Here is a 17,960-nt window from a genome sequence, read left to right as displayed (position 1 = left end):
CGCCCCGTACCGCCTCAGCCCCTCCGGAGCAGCCGGCCGTCGCGGGCGATGATCCGGCCGCCCCGCACCACCAGGGACGGCACCGGCCGGTCCACCACGGCCTCGGCCACCGACCCGGCGTCCACCAGGACGAAGTCCGCGGGGTCACCGGTCTCCAGCCGGGAGGCGGGCAGTCCGAGCAGGGCCGCGCCCTCCTGGGCCACCGCCTCGTAGCAGGCCGCGAGCCCGGCGTCGGTGCGGGCGTCCGTGCGGTAGGCGAGCAGATGGGCCCGCGCGATCATGTCGCCGTCGCCGAACGGCGTCCAGGCGTCGCGCACCCCGTCCGAGCCGACGCCGAGCCGGACCCCGTGCGGGGCGAGCCGCGCGGGGTCCAGGACCGGATCGGCGCCCAGGGCGCAGGTGACCAGGGAGACGCCCGCCTCGGCCAGCAGCCGGGCGACGGCGTCCAGTTCCGCACCGGCCAGCTCCGCCACGGCGAAGGCGTGGCCGAGGGTGACCCGGCCGCCCATCCCGGCGGCGAGGGTGCGCCGGGCGATCTCGGTGACCTGGCGGATGCCCTCGGGGCCGCCGTCGTGCAGATGGATGTCGAGCGGGGCGCCCGTGCGGGCGGCGAGGCCGAAGACGAAGTCCAGCTGGCCGTGCAGATCGCCGTCGATGCCGACCGGGTCGAGGCCGCCGACCACGTCGGCCCCTTCGGACAGTGCCTGTTCCATCAGTTCGGCGGTGCCCGGCTCACTCAACAGGCCCAGCTGCGGAAAGGCGACGATCTGGACGTCGAGGAGGTCCCGGCGGGCGTCGGCCGCCGCCCGCACCCCGCGCACCCCGGCCAGGCCGTGGACGGGGGCGACGTCCACGTGGGCCCGCATGGCGCGGGTGCCGTGGGCGACAGCCCGGTCCATGAGCGCCCCGGCCCGCTCCTCCACCGGCGCGGTGATCGCGGCCCTGGCCCGTACGTCGCCGTCGATCAGGTCACGGAGGGTCGCCGCCGGCTCCCGGCTGAGCCAGGGCCCGCCCCAGGTCGACTTGTCGGGGTGGATGTGCGCGTCGACCGGCGAGGGCAGGGCGAGGGCCCCGGCGGCGTGCACGGTCACACAGCCCCCGGGCAGCTCCGCCGGGTCGTGGGCGGCGATCCGCCCTCCGGAGACCAGCAGGTCGCCGGTGCTCCCGTCGGCGCGGCGGACCGCGGTGAACAGGACGTGCGGGGAGGCGGGGGCGGGCGTCGCCATGGGTACGGGGTCTCCTTCGGTGGTGCGGGCGGGCCGGTCAGGGGCAAAGGCGGGCGGACTCGGCGCACTCCGCGGCGGCGAGCATCCGCAGCGCGGTCTCGCGCGTCCCGGCGACATGGCTGCGGGCGATGCGCTCCGCGGCCTGCGCGTCGCCGCTCCGGATCGCCGCGTAGAGCTGTTCGTGCTCGCCGCACATCACGGGACCGTCGCCCGGCTCGGAGGTGAGGCTGAAGAGCCGGCGCAGCCGTCCGTCGAGCGGCGTCATCAGGCCCTGGAGCAGCGGGTTGTCGGACATGAGGACGATCTGCTGATGGAAGTCGGCGTGGACCGAACCCAGCTCGCGGGTGCGGCGCGGGGAGTCCGCGACGCGGCGGGCGCGGTCCAGGAGGCGTTCGAGGGTGCGCAGCCCGTCCCGGTCCGCGCGGCGGGCGGCCAGCGAGGCCGCCAGTGCCTCCAGGTGTTCCCGGATGTCGAAGAAGTCCGCGGCCTCGGCGGGGCCGAGCGGGGCGACGAACGCGCCCCGGCGTGCCCGGGCGGTGATGAAGCCCTCCGTCTCCAGCCGCTGGATGGCCTCCCGTACCGGGATGCGGGAGACCCCCAGCTCGTCGGCCAGCTCCCGCTCGACGACGCGGTGGCCGGAGGGGTAGCGGCCGTCGATGATCCGCTCGCGCAGCTCTCCGTAGACCTGGTCGCCCAGCGACTGGTGGGCCGCACCGATCGTGCCGCTGCCGGCCGGGCCGACGGTTCGGCTGCTGCTCATGGACGCGCTTCCTGTCCTGCCGTGGGGCCGGTTCCTTCCGGCTCCCGTACCGCGATCATCGCAGATTCCAGAAAGCTTCCGCACCCCCTTGCCTGGTATTCGGTATACCAGATAGCTTGAGCGCCGCGCCCCGTCGGGCCGCTCTGAACTGGTCTTTTCTTCTGACCCTTGCCTTAAGCAGGCATCGGCTTCGGTATCTGGTCGCCCGTTTGCACCTGAGGAACCACCCATGAAGCAAGCCCCTGCGGCTGCCCCGCCGCACACCCCCGCAGCCCCTCCCGCCTCCGCTCCCCCGCAGCCCGCCGCGTCGGCCGGGCGCCTCGCCAAGGGGCAGATCGGCACCTTCGACCTGGTCTTCTTCGTGGTGGCGGCGGCCGCCCCGCTGACGGTGCTGGCCGGGGTCGCGCCGTTCGCCATCGGCATCGGCGGTCCGGGCACCCCGCTCGGATATCTGCTCTCCGGCGCGCTGCTGGTGCTGTTCGCCGCCGGGTTCACCGCGATGAGCCGCCACGTACGCAACGCCGGTGCCTTCTACGCGTACGTGGCCCGGGGGCTCGGGCGCACGCTCGGTGTCGCCACGGCCTACCTGGCGACGCTCTCGTACAACCTGGTCGCTCCCGGGGTCGCGGCCGGGTTCGGCTACTTCGCCTCCACGACCCTGAGCGACCTCACCGGTGCGGAACTGCCCTGGTGGCCGCTGTCGCTCCTGTGTGTGCTGGGCACCGGGGTGCTGGGCTGGCTGCGCGTCACGCTCAGCGCGAAGGTGCTGGGGGTGGCCCTGGTGCTGGAGGTGCTGGTGCTTCTGGTCATGGATATCGGAGTGCTGGCGGACCGGGGAACCGCCGCCCTGGACCTCACCTCCTTCGACCCGTCGGTGCTGGCCTCCTCGGACGGCATGGCGGGGATGTTCGTCCTGGTCATCGGCGCGTTCACCGGTTTCGAGGCGACCGCGATCTACGCCGAGGAGGCCCGCGACCCGGCCCGTACGGTGCCCCGCGCCACCTTCGTCGCCATCGGGTTCCTGGCACTGTTCTACGCGGTCGGGGTCTGGATCCTGATGGGCGGGCTCGGCACGGAGGAGTCGGTGTCGGCGGCCCGCTCCTCGGACGGCCCGCAGCTGACGTTCCACGTGGCGGAGCGGTTCGCCGGTCCCTGGCTCGCCGACTCGATGCACGTGCTGATCGTGGTCAGCGCCTTCGCCGCGACGCTGGCCTTCCACAACGCGGCGGCCCGCTACCTCTACGCCCTGGGCCGGGAGGGTCTGCTGCCGCGCCGCCTGGGCCGGGTGTCGGACCGCCAGGGGTCGCCGGTGGCCGCGGTCCTCGTCCAGACCGCCGTGGGCCTGGTGATCGTCGGGGGCGGGGCGCTGGCCGGCGCCGATCCGTACGGCGAGATCTTCCTGTGGACCAACAGCACCGGCGTCCTCGGCATCATGATCATGCAGGCCCTGGCCGCCCTCGCCGTCTGCTTCTTCTTCCGGCGCGACCGGCAGGGCATGTCCCGCTGGCGGGTCGGGGCCGCTCCGCTGATCGCATCGGTGGGGCTGACGGTGCTGTCGGTGCTCGCGGTGCTCCACTTCGACCTGCTGACCGGGCGCACCGGCGCGGTCAACGCGGCGCTGCTGGTACCGCTGCCGGTCGCCCTGGCGGCGGGTGCCGCGGTGGCCCTGCGCATCCGCCGCACCGACCCGGAGCGGTACGGGCGGCTCACCGAGGTGGACGTCGAGCGGGGCTGAACTCCGGCGCCGGCCGATCGGCGCGTACAGGGCCGGGGCCGTGCCGGTGCCGGCTCCCGGCACGGCCCCGGCCCCGGCCCTGTTCCCTCACCCGGCACCAGGTCCGGACCGGCGTGCGCGCGAAGCGGGTGACCGTCCTCGTCGTCCCTCTCGGCCCGTGGCCGCGGTCAGCGGCTCCCGGCCGTGATCCGGTGTGCGTACCGGTGCCCGGGAGCGATGGCTAGGACAGCTGGCCGGGCCTCGCCCACCCGGCTCGTCCCGCACCGCGGCCGGACGAGGGCGAACCGGGCGGCGTGGTCACCGTCTTCGGCCCGGCCGCGCGGCGCCGGCTCCCTGCCCGGCCCGCCGGGCGTCCGGTCGGGTCTCCGGCGCGCGCGGCCGTCCGCGTGAGCGCGTTCCGCGAGTTCCGTGAACCGCTCGCCCCGGCAGGCAGACCCCTGTGCCGCGGAGGGGTGCCGTGCGGCCCGACATCGCCGGAACAGCACGCGGCGCGGGCGCTCACCAGCGCGATCGCCACATCCAGGACCCGTGCCCGTTCCGGCGTACGCGCGCGCTCGTACCCGTCCGTCGGGCCGGTATGGAGTGGCGCCCCGGGCCCTGCGGAACGGATGCGGGCCGGAGCCCGTCCAGTCGCCGCAACCACCTCTCATTGAAACTTCACACACCAGTAGGATGACGGGATGGAAGGGCTGAGCGAGCGCACGCGCCGACGCACCCGGGGCATCCGTGCCTCGGCCGTGCTCGGCTGGCTGTTCGTGCTGCTCGCCATGGTCTCGTGCTGTTCGATCGCCGCCCCGGGCGCGCACGGTCGCGCCACCCACCAGACGACCGCCAGTCAGGCCCTCACCACCGTCCACCTGGAACCGGTCCGGATCGTGGTGGCCCATGCCCCCGAGGACCGGGGGGCGGGCAGCTCCTGCCACGGCAGCTCCGAGCACGCGACCCCGGTCATCCTGCCCACCCCGAGCGCGCCGATGGCCCTGCCCTGCGCGATCGCCACCGCCCCGGTCGCCCCGCTCACCGGCGCGGCCGTCATCCGCGGCCCGTCCAACGACGCCGTGCACGACGTCGACCGGTTCCGTCTGCAGGTTCAGAGGATCTAGGAGCAGGGCCCCGTTCCCCGGGCTCCTCGGGGACGGATCACGCATGCCCTGTCTCTCTTCTCCCTTTCCTCCGCCGAACCCAAGGACACCCATGGCCAACGCCAAGCAGCAGAACTCCGCCGCCCGCCGCGCGAAGCTGGAGGAAGCCCGCCGCAAGGAGCGGGCCCGCGACCGGCGCAACCGCATCATCACCATCACCGCGTCCGTCGTCGTGGTCGGCGCGCTCGTCGCGGGCGGCGCGTATCTGATGTCCGCCGCCGACGACAAGGACAAGGCCGATACCCAGGCCAAGTCCTCGCCGGTGACGGGCGAGCGGACCTGGGACAAGCTCACCCAGAACCATGTCGAGAAGAAGGTCGACTACCCGATGAACCCGCCGGTCGGCGGCGATCACAACCCGGTCTGGATGAACTGCGACGCCGATGTCTACAGCAAGGCGATACCGAAGGAGAACGCGGTCCACTCCCTCGAACACGGCGCGGTCTGGGTCACGTACACCAGCAAGGCGAAGAAGGCCGACCTCGACAAGCTCCGCGAGCGCGTCGAGTCGACGCCCTACTCGCTGATGAGCCCGGTCGAGGACCAGGCCGCTCCGCTGATGCTCAGCGCCTGGGGCACGCAGGTGACGGTGAAGGACTCCGCCGACTCCCGGGTCGAGCAGTTCTTCACCAAGTACGTGCAGGGCGCGCAGACCCCTGAGCCCGGCGCGGCCTGCACGGGAGGGATCGCCCAGTGACATCGCCCGAGCCCCGCTCCTCCGCCCTCTCCTCGCGCCCGATGGTGCTGGCCGGCGGCGCGGTGCTGCTGCTGGCCCTGGGCCTGGTCGTGCTCATGCTCGTACGGCCCTCGTCGTCCGCGGGCCCCGGCGCACCCGCCTCGGCGTCCGCGCCCGCGGACCGTTCCGTCGATGCCGGGTTCGCCCGCGACATGTCGGTCCACCACCAGCAGGCGGTCGAGATGTCGTTCATCGTCCGGGACCGCACGTCCGACGTGGCGGTGCGGCGGCTCGCGTACGACATCATCAACACGCAGGCCAACCAGCGCGGCATGATGCTGGGCTGGCTGGAGCTGTGGGGGCGGGCGAAGTCGTCCAGCGCCCCGCCGATGCAGTGGATGGGGCACACCTTCGAACCGCGGGGCGACGGTTCGCTGATGCCCGGCATGGCGACCGACACCGAACTCGACGCGCTGCGCGCGGCGAAGGGCGAGGCCGCCGAGGTGCTGTTCCTGAAGCTGATGACCACGCATCACCGGGCCGGTGCGGAGATGGCCCAGGCGGCCGCCAACTCGGCGGACACCGCGGCGATCCGCGGCCTGGCGGCGGGCATGGTGCGCGGCCAGGAGTCCGAGATCGCGCTGATGGCCGACATGCTGAAGGAGCGCGGCGCGAAGGCCTGAGCACCGCTTGGCCAAAGCCCCTGTACCCCGCCGGGACGGGGGCTTTGGCACACCGGGCCGCCCGCACCGGCGATCGCATAGGCTCGGCCCGAGATGAAGAGGAACGCCACCCCGCTGGGGCCCAAGGCCGACAAGGACACCGTACGCCGGAGCAATCTCAGCCTGGTTCTGCGGGCCGTCCGCGACGAGTCCGGCGGCGGGGCGACCCGGGCCGCGGTCGCCGCCCGGGTCGGGCTGACCCGGGCCGCGGTGTCCTCGCTGGCCGAGCAGTTGCTCCGGATCGGATTCCTCACCGAATCGGGCAAGACCTTCAGCGGCCAGGCGGGCCGCCCCGGCACCCCGCTCAGGGTGGCCCGCACCGGACCCGCCGGGCTCGGCGTGGAGGTCAACATCGACTACGTGTCGGTGTGCGTCGTCGATCTGGCGGGCACCGGACGGGTACGGCTCACCGAACACCTCGACAACCGGGGCGTGCCGCCCGGGGAGGTCCTGGCGCGGGCGGCCGCCATCGCGGCGCGCACCCTGGAGTCCGCGCGCGAGCAGGAGTTGTCCCCGGTGGCGGTGACACTCGCGCTGCCCGGTCTGGTGTCCGGGGGCACGGTGCGCCAGGCGCCCAATCTGGGGTGGAACGGGGTGCCCGCCGACGAGCTGTTCGCGGCCGCGCTGGCCGCCGCGCGTCCCGGCCGTCCGGCGCTGCGGGTGCGGGCGGAGAACGAGGCCAATCTGGCGGCGCTGGCCGAGCTGTGGTTCGGCGGGCTCGGGCCGGTCGGCAGCTTCCTCTACCTGACCGGGGAGATCGGTGTCGGCGGAGCCCTGGTCGTCGACGGTGAGCTGTGGCGCGGGGCGCACGGGTTCGCCGGGGAGATCGGGCACGCGGTGGTGGACCCGGAGGGCCCGCGGTGCCGGTGCGGTTCGCGTGGCTGCCTGGAGCGGTACGCGGGTCAGACGGCGCTCCTGCGGGCCGCCGGGATCGAGGACGGCGGGGGCGGGGCCGGGGTGGCCGAGCTGGAGCGGCGGGCCCGCGCCGGGGACGGGCCAGCGGTGGCCGCGCTCGCGGAGGCGGGCCGGATGCTGGGCCGGGTGCTGTCGGGAGCGGTGAATCTGCTGGATCCGGACGCGGTGGTGCTCGGCGGGATCTACCGGAACCTGATGCCGTGGCTGGCGCCGCCCGCCGACGTGGAACTGACCGGCCGCGTGGTCTCGGGGCTCTGGTCGCCGGGGAGCGGGCGGCTGCGCCCGTCGTCCGGCGCGGGGGACGCGGCACGGGGCGCCGCCGCCCTGGTGCTGACGGAGGTACTGGCCGACCCGGTGGCGTACGCGGTGGACCGGCCGGGCTGACCCGGGCGACGAGCCTCAGGCGACGCCGAGCAGATGGTCCATCGCCAGCTGGTCCAGGGCCTCGAACGCCATGCCCCGTTGTGCCGCCGCGTCCACGTCGAACTCCTCGAAGGCCGAGCGGTCGGCCAGCAGTCCGCGCAGCCCGTCCCCGGCGGTGGGGCGGGCCAGCTCGTCGAGCCGGGAGACGCGCAGCGCCTCGCGGACGGCCGGATCGGCGCGGAAGGCGGCGGCCCGCTCCTTGAGGATCAGGTAGTTGCGCATGCAGCCCGCGGCCGACGCCCAGACACCGTCACGGTCCTCGGTGCGCGGCGGCTTGAAGTCGAAGTGGCGCGGGCCCGCGTAACCGGCCGTCTCCAGCAGGTCGACGAGCCAGAACGCCTGGCGCAGATCACCCGCGCCGAACCTCAGGTCCTGGTCGTACTTGATGCCGGTCTGGCCGTTCAGATCGATGTGGAAGAGCTTGCCCGCCCACAGCGCCTGTGCGACGCCGTGCGGGAAGTTCAGTCCGGCCATCTGCTCGTGCCCGGTCTCCGGGTTGACGCCGAACAGCCCGGGGCGCTCCAGGCGTTCGATGAAGGCGAGGGCGTGGCCGACGGTGGGCAGCAGGATGTCGCCGCGCGGCTCGTTCGGCTTGGGCTCGATGGCGAACCTCAGGTCGTATCCCTGCTCGGTGACGTACGCCCCGAGCAGGTCGAAGGCCTCCTTCATCCGGTCGAGAGCGACCCGTACGTCCTTGGCGGCGCCGGACTCGGCGCCCTCGCGGCCGCCCCAGGCGACGTAGGTGGTGGCGCCCAGTTCGACGGCGAGGTCGATGTTGCACAGGGTCTTGCGCAGCGCGTAGCGGCGTACGTCGCGGTCGTTGGCGGTGAACGCGCCGTCCTTGAACACCGGGTGGGTGAAGAGGTTGGTGGTGGCCATGGGGACGACCAGGCCGGCCGCGTCCAGGGCCTGCCGGAACCGCTTCACGGTCCCTTCGCGCTCGCTCTGCGTCGCGCCGAACGGGATCAGGTCGTCGTCGTGGAAGGTCACACCGTACGCGCCCAGCTCCGCGAGCCGTCGTACGGATTCGGCCGGGTCGACCGGCGCGCGGGTCGCGTCGCCGAACGGGTCGCGTCCCTGCCAGCCCACCGTCCAGAGCCCGAAGGTGAACCGGTCCTCGGGGGTGGGCGTGAAGCGTTCCGTCATCGCCTGGCCGCCTTCGCTGCGGTCGGGCCGGGGAGTCGCCAAGGCGCCCGGCCCATATTTGTTCAGTGCCATGACTAATGATGCACAGGGCAGCTCCGTCACGTAACCCCCAGAGGGCTGTCCCGCCAGGGATTGCGGGACAGCCCTAAGGCCCGGGGGCTGTTCGGCGTTCCCCCGCTCCCGTAATTTGTTCCGCGCGCGATCGAATACCGTGTCCCGGACCGCACAGGAAAGAGGAGCCCATGCCGCCGCGTACCGTCGTCATCGGCGTGGACAGTTCCACCCAGTCCACCAAGGCCGTCGTCGTCGACGCCGGCAGCGGCCGGACGCTCGCCGTCGGCCGGGCGCCGCACACCGTCGCGGGGGAGGCGGGCGCCCGGGAGAGCGATCCGGAGCAGTGGTGGGCGGCTCTGCGCACCGCCGTCCGCGCCGGGCTGGCCGAGTCCGGCGCCGAGGCCCGGTCGGTGGCCGGGATCGCGGTCGCCGGGCAGCAGCACGGGCTGGTCGTGCTCGACGCCTCGGGCCGCCCGCTGCGCCCCGCGATGCTGTGGAACGACACCCGCTCCGCCCCGCAGGCCGCCGCGCTCACCGCGGAACTCGGCGGCCCGGCCGCCTGGACCGCGCGGACCGGCTCGGTGCCGGTGGCCGCCGTCACCGCGTCCAAGTGGCGATGGCTTCGGCAGCACGAGCCGGACACCGCCGCCTCGGCCGCCGCGGTGCGCCTGCCCCACGACTTCCTGACCGAGCGGCTCGCGGGCACCGCCGTCACCGACCCCGGCGACGCCTCGGGCACCGGCTGGTACTCCACGGCGAGCGGCGGCTACGATCCCGCGCTCCTGGAACTCCTCGGGCTGGACGCCGCGCTGCTGCCACGGGTGGCAAGGACCGGCGCGGTCCGTGCCGGTGCGCTGACCGCCGAAGCGGCCGGAGCACTGGGCCTGAACGCCGGGACCGCCGTGGCCGCGGGCACCGGGGACAACATGGGCGCGGCCGTCGGTCTCGGCCTGGGCGCGGCCGGGCTGCTGGACCACCCCGTGCTCAGCCTCGGCACCTCGGGCACCGTCTTCGCCGCCTCCCGGACCCGGCCCGCCTCACCGGCCCTCTCCGGCTTCGCCGCGACGGACGGCACCTACCTCCCGCTGGCCTGCACGCTGAACTGCACGCTCGCCGTCGACAGGGTCGCCGCCCTGCTCGGCCTGGACCGCGACGACGCGGTCCCCGGCGGCGAGGCGGTGCTCCTCCCCTACCTCGACGGCGAACGCACCCCCGATCTGCCCACCGCCTCCGGGCTGCTCACCGGGCTCCGTCACGACACCACGCCCCAGCAGCTGCTCGGCGCCGCCTACGAGGGCGCCGTCGTCACCGTACTGCGTGCCCAGGACGAGCTGGCGCGGGCCTGCGGGCTCGACCCGGCAGACCCCTCGGTGGCCGCCCGCCCGCTCCGGCTGATCGGCGGCGGGGCGCGGGGGCGCGTCTGGGTGGACACGGTGCGGCGGCTCTCCGGGCGTCCGGTGATCGTGCCCGGCGGCGACGAGCCGGTGGCGGTGGGTGCCGCCGCGCTGGCCGCCGCCGCGGCCGACGGAGGTGACCCGGTGTCGATCGCCACCGGCTGGGGCACCGGCGGCGATGACCAACTTCCGCCGCTGCCAAGGGACTCGGCCGCATGGGAGCGGATCTGTTCGGTGCTGGACCGGGCGTTCGTCCCTCTGCTGGGCGGTTCCTGACGGACCCACGGACGGGTCCGGACCGGTTTGGGAATGCGAAGCGATCTTCACTAGTATCCGGCGATGATCATAAGAAAAAGGCTGACGGTCAGGGTGGGCATTCTGCTCGCCACCCTGACCGCCGGGCTCGGTTCGGCGCTCCCCGCCGCCGCCGACGAAGCCCCCGCCCCAGCATCCCCCAAGGTCGAGCTGGTGCTCGATGTCAGCGGCTCCATGCGCACCCGCGACATCGACGGCCAGTCCCGGATGACCGCCGCGAAGCAGGCGTTCAACGAGGTCCTGGACGCGGTGCCGGAGCAGGTGGAGCTCGGCATCCGCACGCTCGGCGCCAACTACCCGGGCGACGACCGCAAGGTCGGCTGCAAGGACACCAGGCAGCTCTACCCGGTCGGCCCGCTCGACCGCACCGAGGCCAAGACCGCCGTCGCCACCCTGGCACCCACCGGCTGGACCCCGATCGGCCCGGCCCTGCTCGGCGCCGCCGACGACCTCAAGGGCGGCGACTCCACCCGGCGGATCGTCCTCATCACCGACGGGGAGGACACCTGCGGTCCGCTCGACCCGTGCGAGGTGGCCCGCGACATCGCGGCCCGCGGCATCCACCTGGTCATCGACACCCTGGGCCTGGTGCCCAACACCAAGATCCGCGAGCAGCTGACCTGCATCGCCGAGGCCACCGGCGGCACCTACACCGCGGTCCAGCACACCGATGAACTCTCCGGCCGTGTCAAGCAGTTGGTCGACCGTGCGGCCGAGCCCGTCATCACCCCGGTGGCGACCGAGGGCGCGGACAGCTGCACCGACGCGCCGCAGCTCAAGCCCGGCCTCTACACCGACCGCGAGACCTTCGGTCAGCACCGCTGGTACCGGGTGGATGTACTGCCCGGTCAGGAGCTGCGCGCCTCGGTCAGCGTCTTCGCCGACCGCGCCGTGAACAACGACTACGGCGTACTGATGCGGGCGCTGACCGTGCACGGCCGTGAGATCGTACGGGGCTCGGAGTCCGGCACCGGCCGTACCGACGCGATCTCCTCCGGTCTGCGCTACCCGAAGCCCGAACTGGAGGGCACGGACAGCGACAAGCCCGCCGCCGAGACGGTGTGCCTCCAGGTCGGCAGCTCCTTCTCCGCCCCCGCCTCCGTGAAGACCCAGCCCGGTCTGCCGGTCGAGCTGACCATCGACGTGGTGGACGGCCCGGACAACGCCTCCGACCCCGCCGCCTTCGGCCTCGGCCGCGGCTGGTGGCTGCTGGCCGTGCTCGTGCTGACCGGACTGCTGGCCGGTCTGGTCTTCGGCTGGATCTCGCGCTGGCGCGTCGCCGTCTGGAGGACCAACTGATGACCAGAACGAACCGACTGCTCGCGGGCGCCCTGCTCACCGGGCTCGCCCTGCTCACCCCCGCGGGTGCGGCGCTGGCCGACGACCCGTCGGCGAGCCCGAGCCCCGGCGCCTCCGGTGACGGCTCCGGCCCCACCGAGGCCGGGACCACCTTCCGTACGGCGACCGCCCTCCAGCCGGGCCAGCGTGCCACCGCCGAGGCGTCCACGGGTGACTACCTGTACTGGGTGTTCCCCGCCGACGCGGGCGAGCGCGCCACCGTCGACGCGACGATCACCCTGCCGCAGAACGCCGCCCGGCACGGCACGTCGACCTGGCAGGTGGACGTGTACGACGGGCTGCGGCGCCGTCAGGCCTGCATGTACGGGCGGCAGACCGGCAAGGCCGTGGCCGACGCCCGGACGGTCGAGCTGAAGTGCGTGCTGCGGACCGTCCGCGCCTGGTCCGAGCCGTGGGCCGACGACCCGCTGCCGGGCAGCTACTACGTCCGGCTGACGGTCGTGGACCTGCCGTCGGCGGACCTCGGTCTGCCGGTGCGGACCGAGGTGGAGGTCACGTCGTCCGACAGGGGCGGCTCCGCCGATGTGGACGGCACGCTGTCGAAGCCGCTGGTGCCCGGCGTGTCCTCGGTGGCGCAGACCACGGACGGTTCGGCGGACGACGGCGATGGCGACGGCGACGGCGACGGCTCCACGCGGACGGTCGCGCTCGGCGGTGAACCCGAGGACGGCTGGGCCTCCGGCTGGTGGACCGACCGCTGGCTGTGGACGGTCGGCGGTGGCATCCTCGGAGCGCTCGCGGGCGTCTTCGGCTACTCCCTCACGCGCGGGCGCGGGCGCCCGTCCCACGTACCGCCGCACGCCTGACCCGCGGTTCCGTGACCGCCGGACGGCTCCGCTCCCCCACCGTCCGGCGGTCACGGACCGCCCTTTCTCCGCCACCCGCCGCCCGCCCCGTCCCCAGGCGGGCGACGGGTGGATAGGCTCGTCAACTCACGTACCGCATAGGGCCGATGGCATATCCAGACGGCGGGCGGTACGACTGAGCCCAGTCGCCGCGCACCGGTTCGGGTGCGCCATGAGGGAGCGGAGACCTCCATGTCCACGGAGACCGGCCCGGCCGTCGATGCCCGGCCGCGCAGCCACCGGATCGTGCCGGGCCCGAAGGGGCTGCCGTTCCTCGGCAGCCTGCCGCAGTTCGGGAAGGACCCGCTCGCCTTCTTCGGGCGGCTGCGCTCGTACGGGACGATGGTGAGCTGGCGGTTCGGCCCGAACCGCTGTGTGTTCATCGCCGATCCGGAGTGCGTGGGCGAGCTGCTCACCGAGACGGAACGCACCTTCGACCAGCCCGCCCTGGGCATCGCCTTCCGCACGGTGATGGGCAACGGCGTGGTGGTCGCCCGTGGTACGGACTGGCGGCGCAAGCGCTCCCTGGTACAGCCCTCGGTGCGGCCCAGGCAGGTGCGGTCGTACGCGTCGACGATGGCGGGCAGCGCGGTGGAGCTGGCGGACAGCTGGTCGGACGGTGACCGGGTCGACGTCAAGCGGGAGATGGCGGCGCTGACCCAGCGGATCGCGGTGCGCACCATCTTCGGGGTGGACACGGCGGCCGACGCGGAGGCGATGGGCCGGGCGATGGACGTGGCGCAGCTGGAGATCGGCAAGGAGTTCGCCGGGCTCGGCGCCATCCTGCCGGACTGGGTGCCGACGCCCGGCCGGGCCAGGATCAAGAAGGCCGCCGCGGTCATCGACGCCGAGGTGGCCCGGGTCGTCGCCCGCCACCGCGACGGCGGGGACGAGCGCCCCGACCTGCTGAGCAGGCTGCTGACCGCGGTCGACGGGGCGGGGGCCCGCCTCACCGACCAGGAGATCCGTGACGAGACGGTCACGCTGTACATAGGCGGGCACGAGACGACCAGCTCCACCCTGGTGTGGGCCTGGTACCTGCTGGCGCGCGAGCCCCGGGTGCGTGCCGCGCTGGCCGAGGAGCTGGACCGGGTGCTCGGCGACCGGGAGCCCGGTTTCGAGGACTACGCACAGCTGACGTACACGCAGTCCGTGGTCAAGGAGACACTGCGCCTGTATCCGACGATCTGGCTGGTCACGGGGGTCGCGAAAGAGGGGGCGCGGATCGGCGGCGTGCCGATGCCGCGGGGCACGCGGGTGTGGAGCAGCCAGTGGGTGACGCACCGCGACGCACGGTGGTTCCCCGAGCCCGAGGAGTTCCGCCCCGAGCGCTGGGATCCCGAGACCGGCGACGACGTCCCGGAGTACGCCTGGTTCCCGTTCGGCGGCGGCCCGCGGGTCTGTCTGGGCACCCGGTTCGCGATGGTCGAGGCGGTGCTGGTGCTGGCCGTGCTGGCGCGCCGCTTCGAGCTGGTGGTGGACCCGGGTGTCGTCAGCCCGGTGCCGTCGTTGACGCTCCAGCCCGACCGGGAGGTCATGGCGACGGTCCGCAGGCGGTAGCGGACGCCCCGACGGGCGCGCGCGGGGAAGCGAGGTCCATGCCCTGTCGATGTGGTGGCGGAGAGGACCCGATTGACGGCTGAGCGCACCCGCCGGGCGCGCGGGGATGCGAGCGGGGCGGGAGACGCCGGGCACGCGGGGAAACGAGCGGGGCGGGAGACGCCGTGGCGAGGTGGCCGGGACCGCTGAGCGAGGAGCCCGTTCTCTCGCGGAGACCGGGTCGTACGGTTCACACTGTCCATGTCGGCCGCGCCGGTCGGCGGACCGCACGAGCAGGCCGTCGGCGCACGTCGGCGGATGTCGATGCACGCCGATCGAAGGGGAGAACCACCATGCGCCTCCGCTCCGCCCTCACGCCCGCGCTCTGCGCCGCGGCAGCCCTGGCCCTGACCGGCACCGCGGCGGCGGCCACAGCCGGGTCCTCGCCCGCCGCTGCCGCCCCCGCGACCTGCCAGGAGAAGAACCTCGACGTGCGTGCCGCGCCCGGCGGGCAGCGGAACGTCGCCCGGATCAGCGTCACCAACAACGGCGGCCGCACCTGCGTGGTGGACCGCATCCCCACCATCACCTTCCGGGGGCTGGACGGCTCCGCCGGTCCCGTACCGCCGTCCGGGAGCGCGCCTTACACGCTGTCCGCCGGTGAGCGGGCCTACGCCGCCGTGCGCACCGCGGACCCGGCGGCCACCGAGGGCCGTGTGGTCGACAGCCTGTCCGTCGCGGCGGACCCCTCCCACTACGGGGTGACCTTCGGCGCGGCGGCCGTGGGCATGCCCCGGGGCGTCCATGTCTGGGAGCCGGTCACCACCCTGTGGCAGGAGTCGAGCGCCGCGGCGGACAGCGCGCTGGCGAACGCGCTGGGCTGACCGCGGGGGCTCAGCCGTTCAGCAGGACGGGGAAGGCGGCCATGTCGTTCTGCGTCATGACCGGCAGCTTCGTGAGGTCCTCGTCCGGTACGGCGGCGCGCAGGGCGGGGAAGCGGCGGAACAGCGCGGGCAGGGCGATCTGGGCCTCGACCCGGGAGAGCGCGGCACCGGGGCAGATGTGGGGGCCGTGGCCGAAGGTCATGTGGCGGATCGGGGCCGGCCGGCCGGTGTCGAAGGAGTCGGCGTCCGCGCCGTGCTGCCCGGTGTCGCGGCCGATCGCCCGGTAGGAGATGACCACTCCCTCGCCCCGGGGGATCGTGGCGTCGCCGACCTGGATGTCCTCGGTGGCGAATCGCATCAGCAGGTGTGTGGTGGGCGTGTCCCAGCGCAGGGTCTCCTCGATCACGGTCTCCCACGGGATCTCCCCGTCGAGGACCCCGCGCAGTTGTCCGGGGTGGGTGAGCAGGGCGCGTACGGCGTTGAGGATCAGTCCGATGGTGGTCTCGTGCCCGGCGGCGACCATCGCCTTGAGGTTGCCCACGACCTCCTCCTCGGTGAGCGGTTCGCCGCCCTCCTCGGCGAGGATCAGCGCACTGGTGAGGTCGTCGGCGGGGTGCGCGGTCCGCTCCCGTACGAGTGCGGCGTAGAAGACGTCCAGGTCGGCGAGGAGCGCGAGCCGTTCCTCCTGCGGGGTGAGCATCGAGAAGAACGCCTTGTAGCGGCGCAGCAGCATCGGGTGTTCGGCCTCGTCGACGCCCATGAGCATGCCGACGACCCGCATCGGCAGCGGCTGGGCGAACACGGACTTGAGGTCGACCACGCCGTCCTCGCTCCGCGCGGCCTGCTCGGCGAGGGCGTCGAGGAGCTCCTCGGTGAACTTCTCGATGCTCGGGCGGATCTCCTCCAGCCGACGTGGGGTGAGCGCCTGGGAGATCTTGGTGCGCAGGCGCCGGTGCTCGGCGCCGTCCACGGTGAACATGGACCGTCCGGCGTCGATCATGCCGATCAGGGGCCAGGCGTGGGTGACCTCGCCGCGCTGCCAGAGCCCCCAGGCGTCGAGGTCCTTCACCAGGCGCGGGTCGACGAGCAGTTGGCGGGCGAGGGCGTGCTGGGTGACGGCGAGGGCCGGTACGCCGAGGAGTTCGATCCTGGCGAGCGGGCCCGCGTCGCGCAGCCGGGCCGTCTCGCCGTCGAGGTCCTGGACGAGGGGGTCGATGACGACGGCCCCGTTGGCGGCGGCGTGCGGGCAGTTCACAACGGGTCTCCTGTCGGGCGTACGGGGGCGAAGCTCACGGGCAGCGCGGTCATCCCGCGCAGAAAGGCGGACTGCCGCCGTACCAGTTCCGGTACGGGTACGGAGAGTCCCAGGTCGGGAAGCCGGTCCAGCAGCACTTCGATGCCGGTGCGGGCGATGATCTCGGCGATCTCCTGTGCGGGGAAGGGGCAGCGGTATTCGCCGTGGCTGAAGGCGAGGTGGGCGCTGTTGCCGCTGTGGCCGGACGGGCCGTGGGCGGTGGCGAGGTGCTGGCGGATGTGCGGATCGGCGTTGGCCGCACCCAGGCCCAGCAGCAGCATGTCACCGGCGCGGATGTTCCGGTCGGCGAGCCGGGTGTCGCGGGCGGCCCAGCGCCCGGCGAGGATCTGGGTCGGTCCCTCCTCCCAGAGCACTTCGTTCATGGCCTCGGCGACGCTGTGCCGGCCCCCGGTGAGCGCGACCGCGAACTGGTCGTCGGTCATCATCAGTCTCAGCGAGTTGCCGATCCAGTCGGCCGTGGTGAGGTGCCCCGCGGCCGTGATGGCCATCAGGTCGAGCACGTACTCCTCGTCGGTGAACTCTCCGGCGTACGCGAGCATGCGTGAGGTCACGTCGGTGCCGGGCGCGGCCCGCCGGGCCTCCAGCAGCCGGCGCATGTGCTCGCCGAACCGGAGATGGGCCTGCTGGGCGCCGGGGCCGCCGTCGGCCAGGTCCCTGAGCACCCCGGCGATCAGGGGGCCGTCCTCGTCGGGGAAGCCGAGCAGCCGGGCGAGGACGAGCACCGGGAGCGGGACGGCGAAGTCGGCGATCAGGTCGGCGGTGCCGCGCTGGCAGAAGCCGTCGACGAGACGGTCCGCCAGCTCTTCGCAGACCCTGCGGAGTTCGAAGTGCTCGACCTCCTCCAGCGCCTGGCCGACCATCGCGGCGTGGCGCCGGTGCTCGGCACCGGCGGTGAAGTAGATGGACGGCATCGGGCGGCCGACCATGGGCAGCAGCGGCCAGTCCTCGGGGATGCTCCCCCACTGGTTCCACAGCCCGACGTCCCTGGGGAACAGCTCGCCGTCGCTGGTGACCTGGTGGAGTTCGCGGTAGCCGATGACCAGCCAGGCGGGAACCGCGCCGGGCAGCTCCACGGGTACGACGGGACCGTACCGGCTGCGCATGGAGCGGTAGACGGTGTGCGGTTCGGTGTGGAATCCGGGCCCGCTCAGGGGCACGCGGGACAGGTCGCCGCCCATCGGGCAGCGTCCCTCGGCGGGCGTCGGGACGTCGGAGTGGCGCTCGGGCACCGCGGATGCGGGCGTCGTCATCGTACGGAATCTCCTGCAACGAAGGCTTCGCTCGGTCTGCGGTGGTCGGCCGATCAACGCGGCTTCACTATAAGGACGTTCGGTGACTCTTCATGTGCCGTTTCCGATCATTCCTCTTATTTATTCGCCCGAAGAAGCCCGCAGACGCCCGCACTTCGCCTCGTGGGGAGGAAAAGCGGCGGGGCCCCCCCCCGGGGGCCACCCGGGGCCGCACCCCGCGGGGGGCCCCCGGCTGCGTAGAAGCCAGAACCCCCAGCCAC

General features: G+C 73.6%; 15 protein-coding genes. 10 read left to right on the top strand and 5 right to left on the bottom strand.

What is annotated here, in order from left to right; translation table 11 throughout:
* Nucleotides 1-14: 14 nt before the first annotated feature.
* Entirely contained in the window at nt 15-1,226 is a 1,212-nt protein-coding gene (locus ACFVWY_RS15835) for an amidohydrolase (RefSeq protein ID WP_389872011.1), read from the bottom strand.
* A 37-nt stretch (nt 1,227-1,263) separates the two neighbouring features.
* On the bottom strand, nt 1,264-1,986 hold the full coding sequence (locus ACFVWY_RS15830; protein WP_389872009.1) for a GntR family transcriptional regulator: 723 nt from the start codon (nt 1,984-1,986) through the stop codon (nt 1,264-1,266).
* A gap of 229 nt (nt 1,987-2,215) precedes the next feature.
* On the opposite strand from ACFVWY_RS15830, the gene ACFVWY_RS15825 reads away from it, so the two are divergent.
* The 5 genes from ACFVWY_RS15825 to ACFVWY_RS15805 all read left to right on the top strand — a co-directional run bounded on the left by ACFVWY_RS15825 (nt 2,216) and on the right by ACFVWY_RS15805 (nt 7,560).
* Nucleotides 2,216-3,721, top strand: coding sequence for an APC family permease (locus ACFVWY_RS15825; protein WP_389872007.1), 1,506 nt, complete (start codon nt 2,216-2,218; stop codon nt 3,719-3,721).
* A 680-nt stretch (nt 3,722-4,401) separates the two neighbouring features.
* On the top strand, nt 4,402-4,824 hold the full coding sequence (locus ACFVWY_RS15820; protein WP_389872005.1) for a hypothetical protein: 423 nt from the start codon (nt 4,402-4,404) through the stop codon (nt 4,822-4,824).
* Nucleotides 4,825-4,915: 91 nt separating this feature from the next.
* Nucleotides 4,916-5,560 carry a DUF3105 domain-containing protein gene (locus ACFVWY_RS15815; protein WP_389872003.1) on the top strand — a complete coding sequence of 215 codons (645 nt, stop codon included), beginning with the start codon at nt 4,916-4,918 and terminating at the stop codon, nt 5,558-5,560.
* A 41-nt stretch (nt 5,561-5,601) separates the two neighbouring features.
* Nucleotides 5,602-6,222: a DUF305 domain-containing protein gene (locus ACFVWY_RS15810; RefSeq protein ID WP_389872444.1), complete on the top strand. Its 621-nt coding sequence runs from the start codon at nt 5,602-5,604 to the stop codon at nt 6,220-6,222.
* Between the two features lie 93 nt (nt 6,223-6,315).
* Nucleotides 6,316-7,560 carry an ROK family protein gene (locus ACFVWY_RS15805; protein WP_389872000.1) on the top strand — a complete coding sequence of 415 codons (1,245 nt, stop codon included), beginning with the start codon at nt 6,316-6,318 and terminating at the stop codon, nt 7,558-7,560.
* Nucleotides 7,561-7,575: 15 nt separating this feature from the next.
* Here the strand turns inward: ACFVWY_RS15805 and xylA are convergent, their stop codons facing one another.
* On the bottom strand, nt 7,576-8,745 hold the full coding sequence (gene xylA / locus ACFVWY_RS15800; RefSeq protein ID WP_389871997.1) for a xylose isomerase: 1,170 nt from the start codon (nt 8,743-8,745) through the stop codon (nt 7,576-7,578).
* 242 nt (nt 8,746-8,987) lie between these two features.
* Between xylA and xylB the strand changes: the two genes are divergently transcribed.
* The 5 genes from xylB (at nt 8,988) to ACFVWY_RS15775 (ending at nt 15,135) form a co-directional block, all read left to right on the top strand.
* Entirely contained in the window at nt 8,988-10,469 is a 1,482-nt protein-coding gene (gene xylB / locus ACFVWY_RS15795) for a xylulokinase (RefSeq protein WP_389871994.1), read from the top strand.
* Between the two features lie 63 nt (nt 10,470-10,532).
* Nucleotides 10,533-11,807 carry a VWA domain-containing protein gene (locus ACFVWY_RS15790; RefSeq protein ID WP_389871992.1) on the top strand — a complete coding sequence of 425 codons (1,275 nt, stop codon included), beginning with the start codon at nt 10,533-10,535 and terminating at the stop codon, nt 11,805-11,807.
* Nucleotides 11,807-12,673: a hypothetical protein gene (locus ACFVWY_RS15785; protein ID WP_389871989.1), complete on the top strand. Its 867-nt coding sequence runs from the start codon at nt 11,807-11,809 to the stop codon at nt 12,671-12,673. The genes ACFVWY_RS15790 and ACFVWY_RS15785 overlap by 1 nt, the downstream gene beginning before the upstream one ends.
* 231 nt (nt 12,674-12,904) lie before the next feature.
* Nucleotides 12,905-14,272 carry a cytochrome P450 gene (locus tag ACFVWY_RS15780; RefSeq protein ID WP_389871986.1) on the top strand — a complete coding sequence of 456 codons (1,368 nt, stop codon included), beginning with the start codon at nt 12,905-12,907 and terminating at the stop codon, nt 14,270-14,272.
* A gap of 332 nt (nt 14,273-14,604) precedes the next feature.
* On the top strand, nt 14,605-15,135 hold the full coding sequence (locus ACFVWY_RS15775; protein WP_389871983.1) for a DUF4232 domain-containing protein: 531 nt from the start codon (nt 14,605-14,607) through the stop codon (nt 15,133-15,135).
* Nucleotides 15,136-15,145: 10 nt separating this feature from the next.
* Here the strand turns inward: ACFVWY_RS15775 and ACFVWY_RS15770 are convergent, their stop codons facing one another.
* Both ACFVWY_RS15770 and ACFVWY_RS15765 read right to left on the bottom strand, forming a co-directional pair.
* Complete coding sequence (locus ACFVWY_RS15770; protein ID WP_389871981.1) at nt 15,146-16,390, bottom strand: cytochrome P450; 1,245 nt, start codon at nt 16,388-16,390, stop codon at nt 15,146-15,148.
* Complete coding sequence (locus tag ACFVWY_RS15765) at nt 16,387-17,700, bottom strand: cytochrome P450 (RefSeq protein WP_389871978.1); 1,314 nt, start codon at nt 17,698-17,700, stop codon at nt 16,387-16,389. The genes ACFVWY_RS15770 and ACFVWY_RS15765 overlap by 4 nt, the downstream gene beginning before the upstream one ends.
* Nucleotides 17,701-17,960: the final 260 nt, after the last annotated feature.

Origin of the sequence: Streptomyces sp. NPDC058195 (assembly GCF_042883525.1) — a bacterium.
Taxonomy (GTDB): domain Bacteria; phylum Actinomycetota; class Actinomycetes; order Streptomycetales; family Streptomycetaceae; genus Streptomyces.
This window is presented reverse-complemented; position numbering and strand designations above follow the sequence as displayed.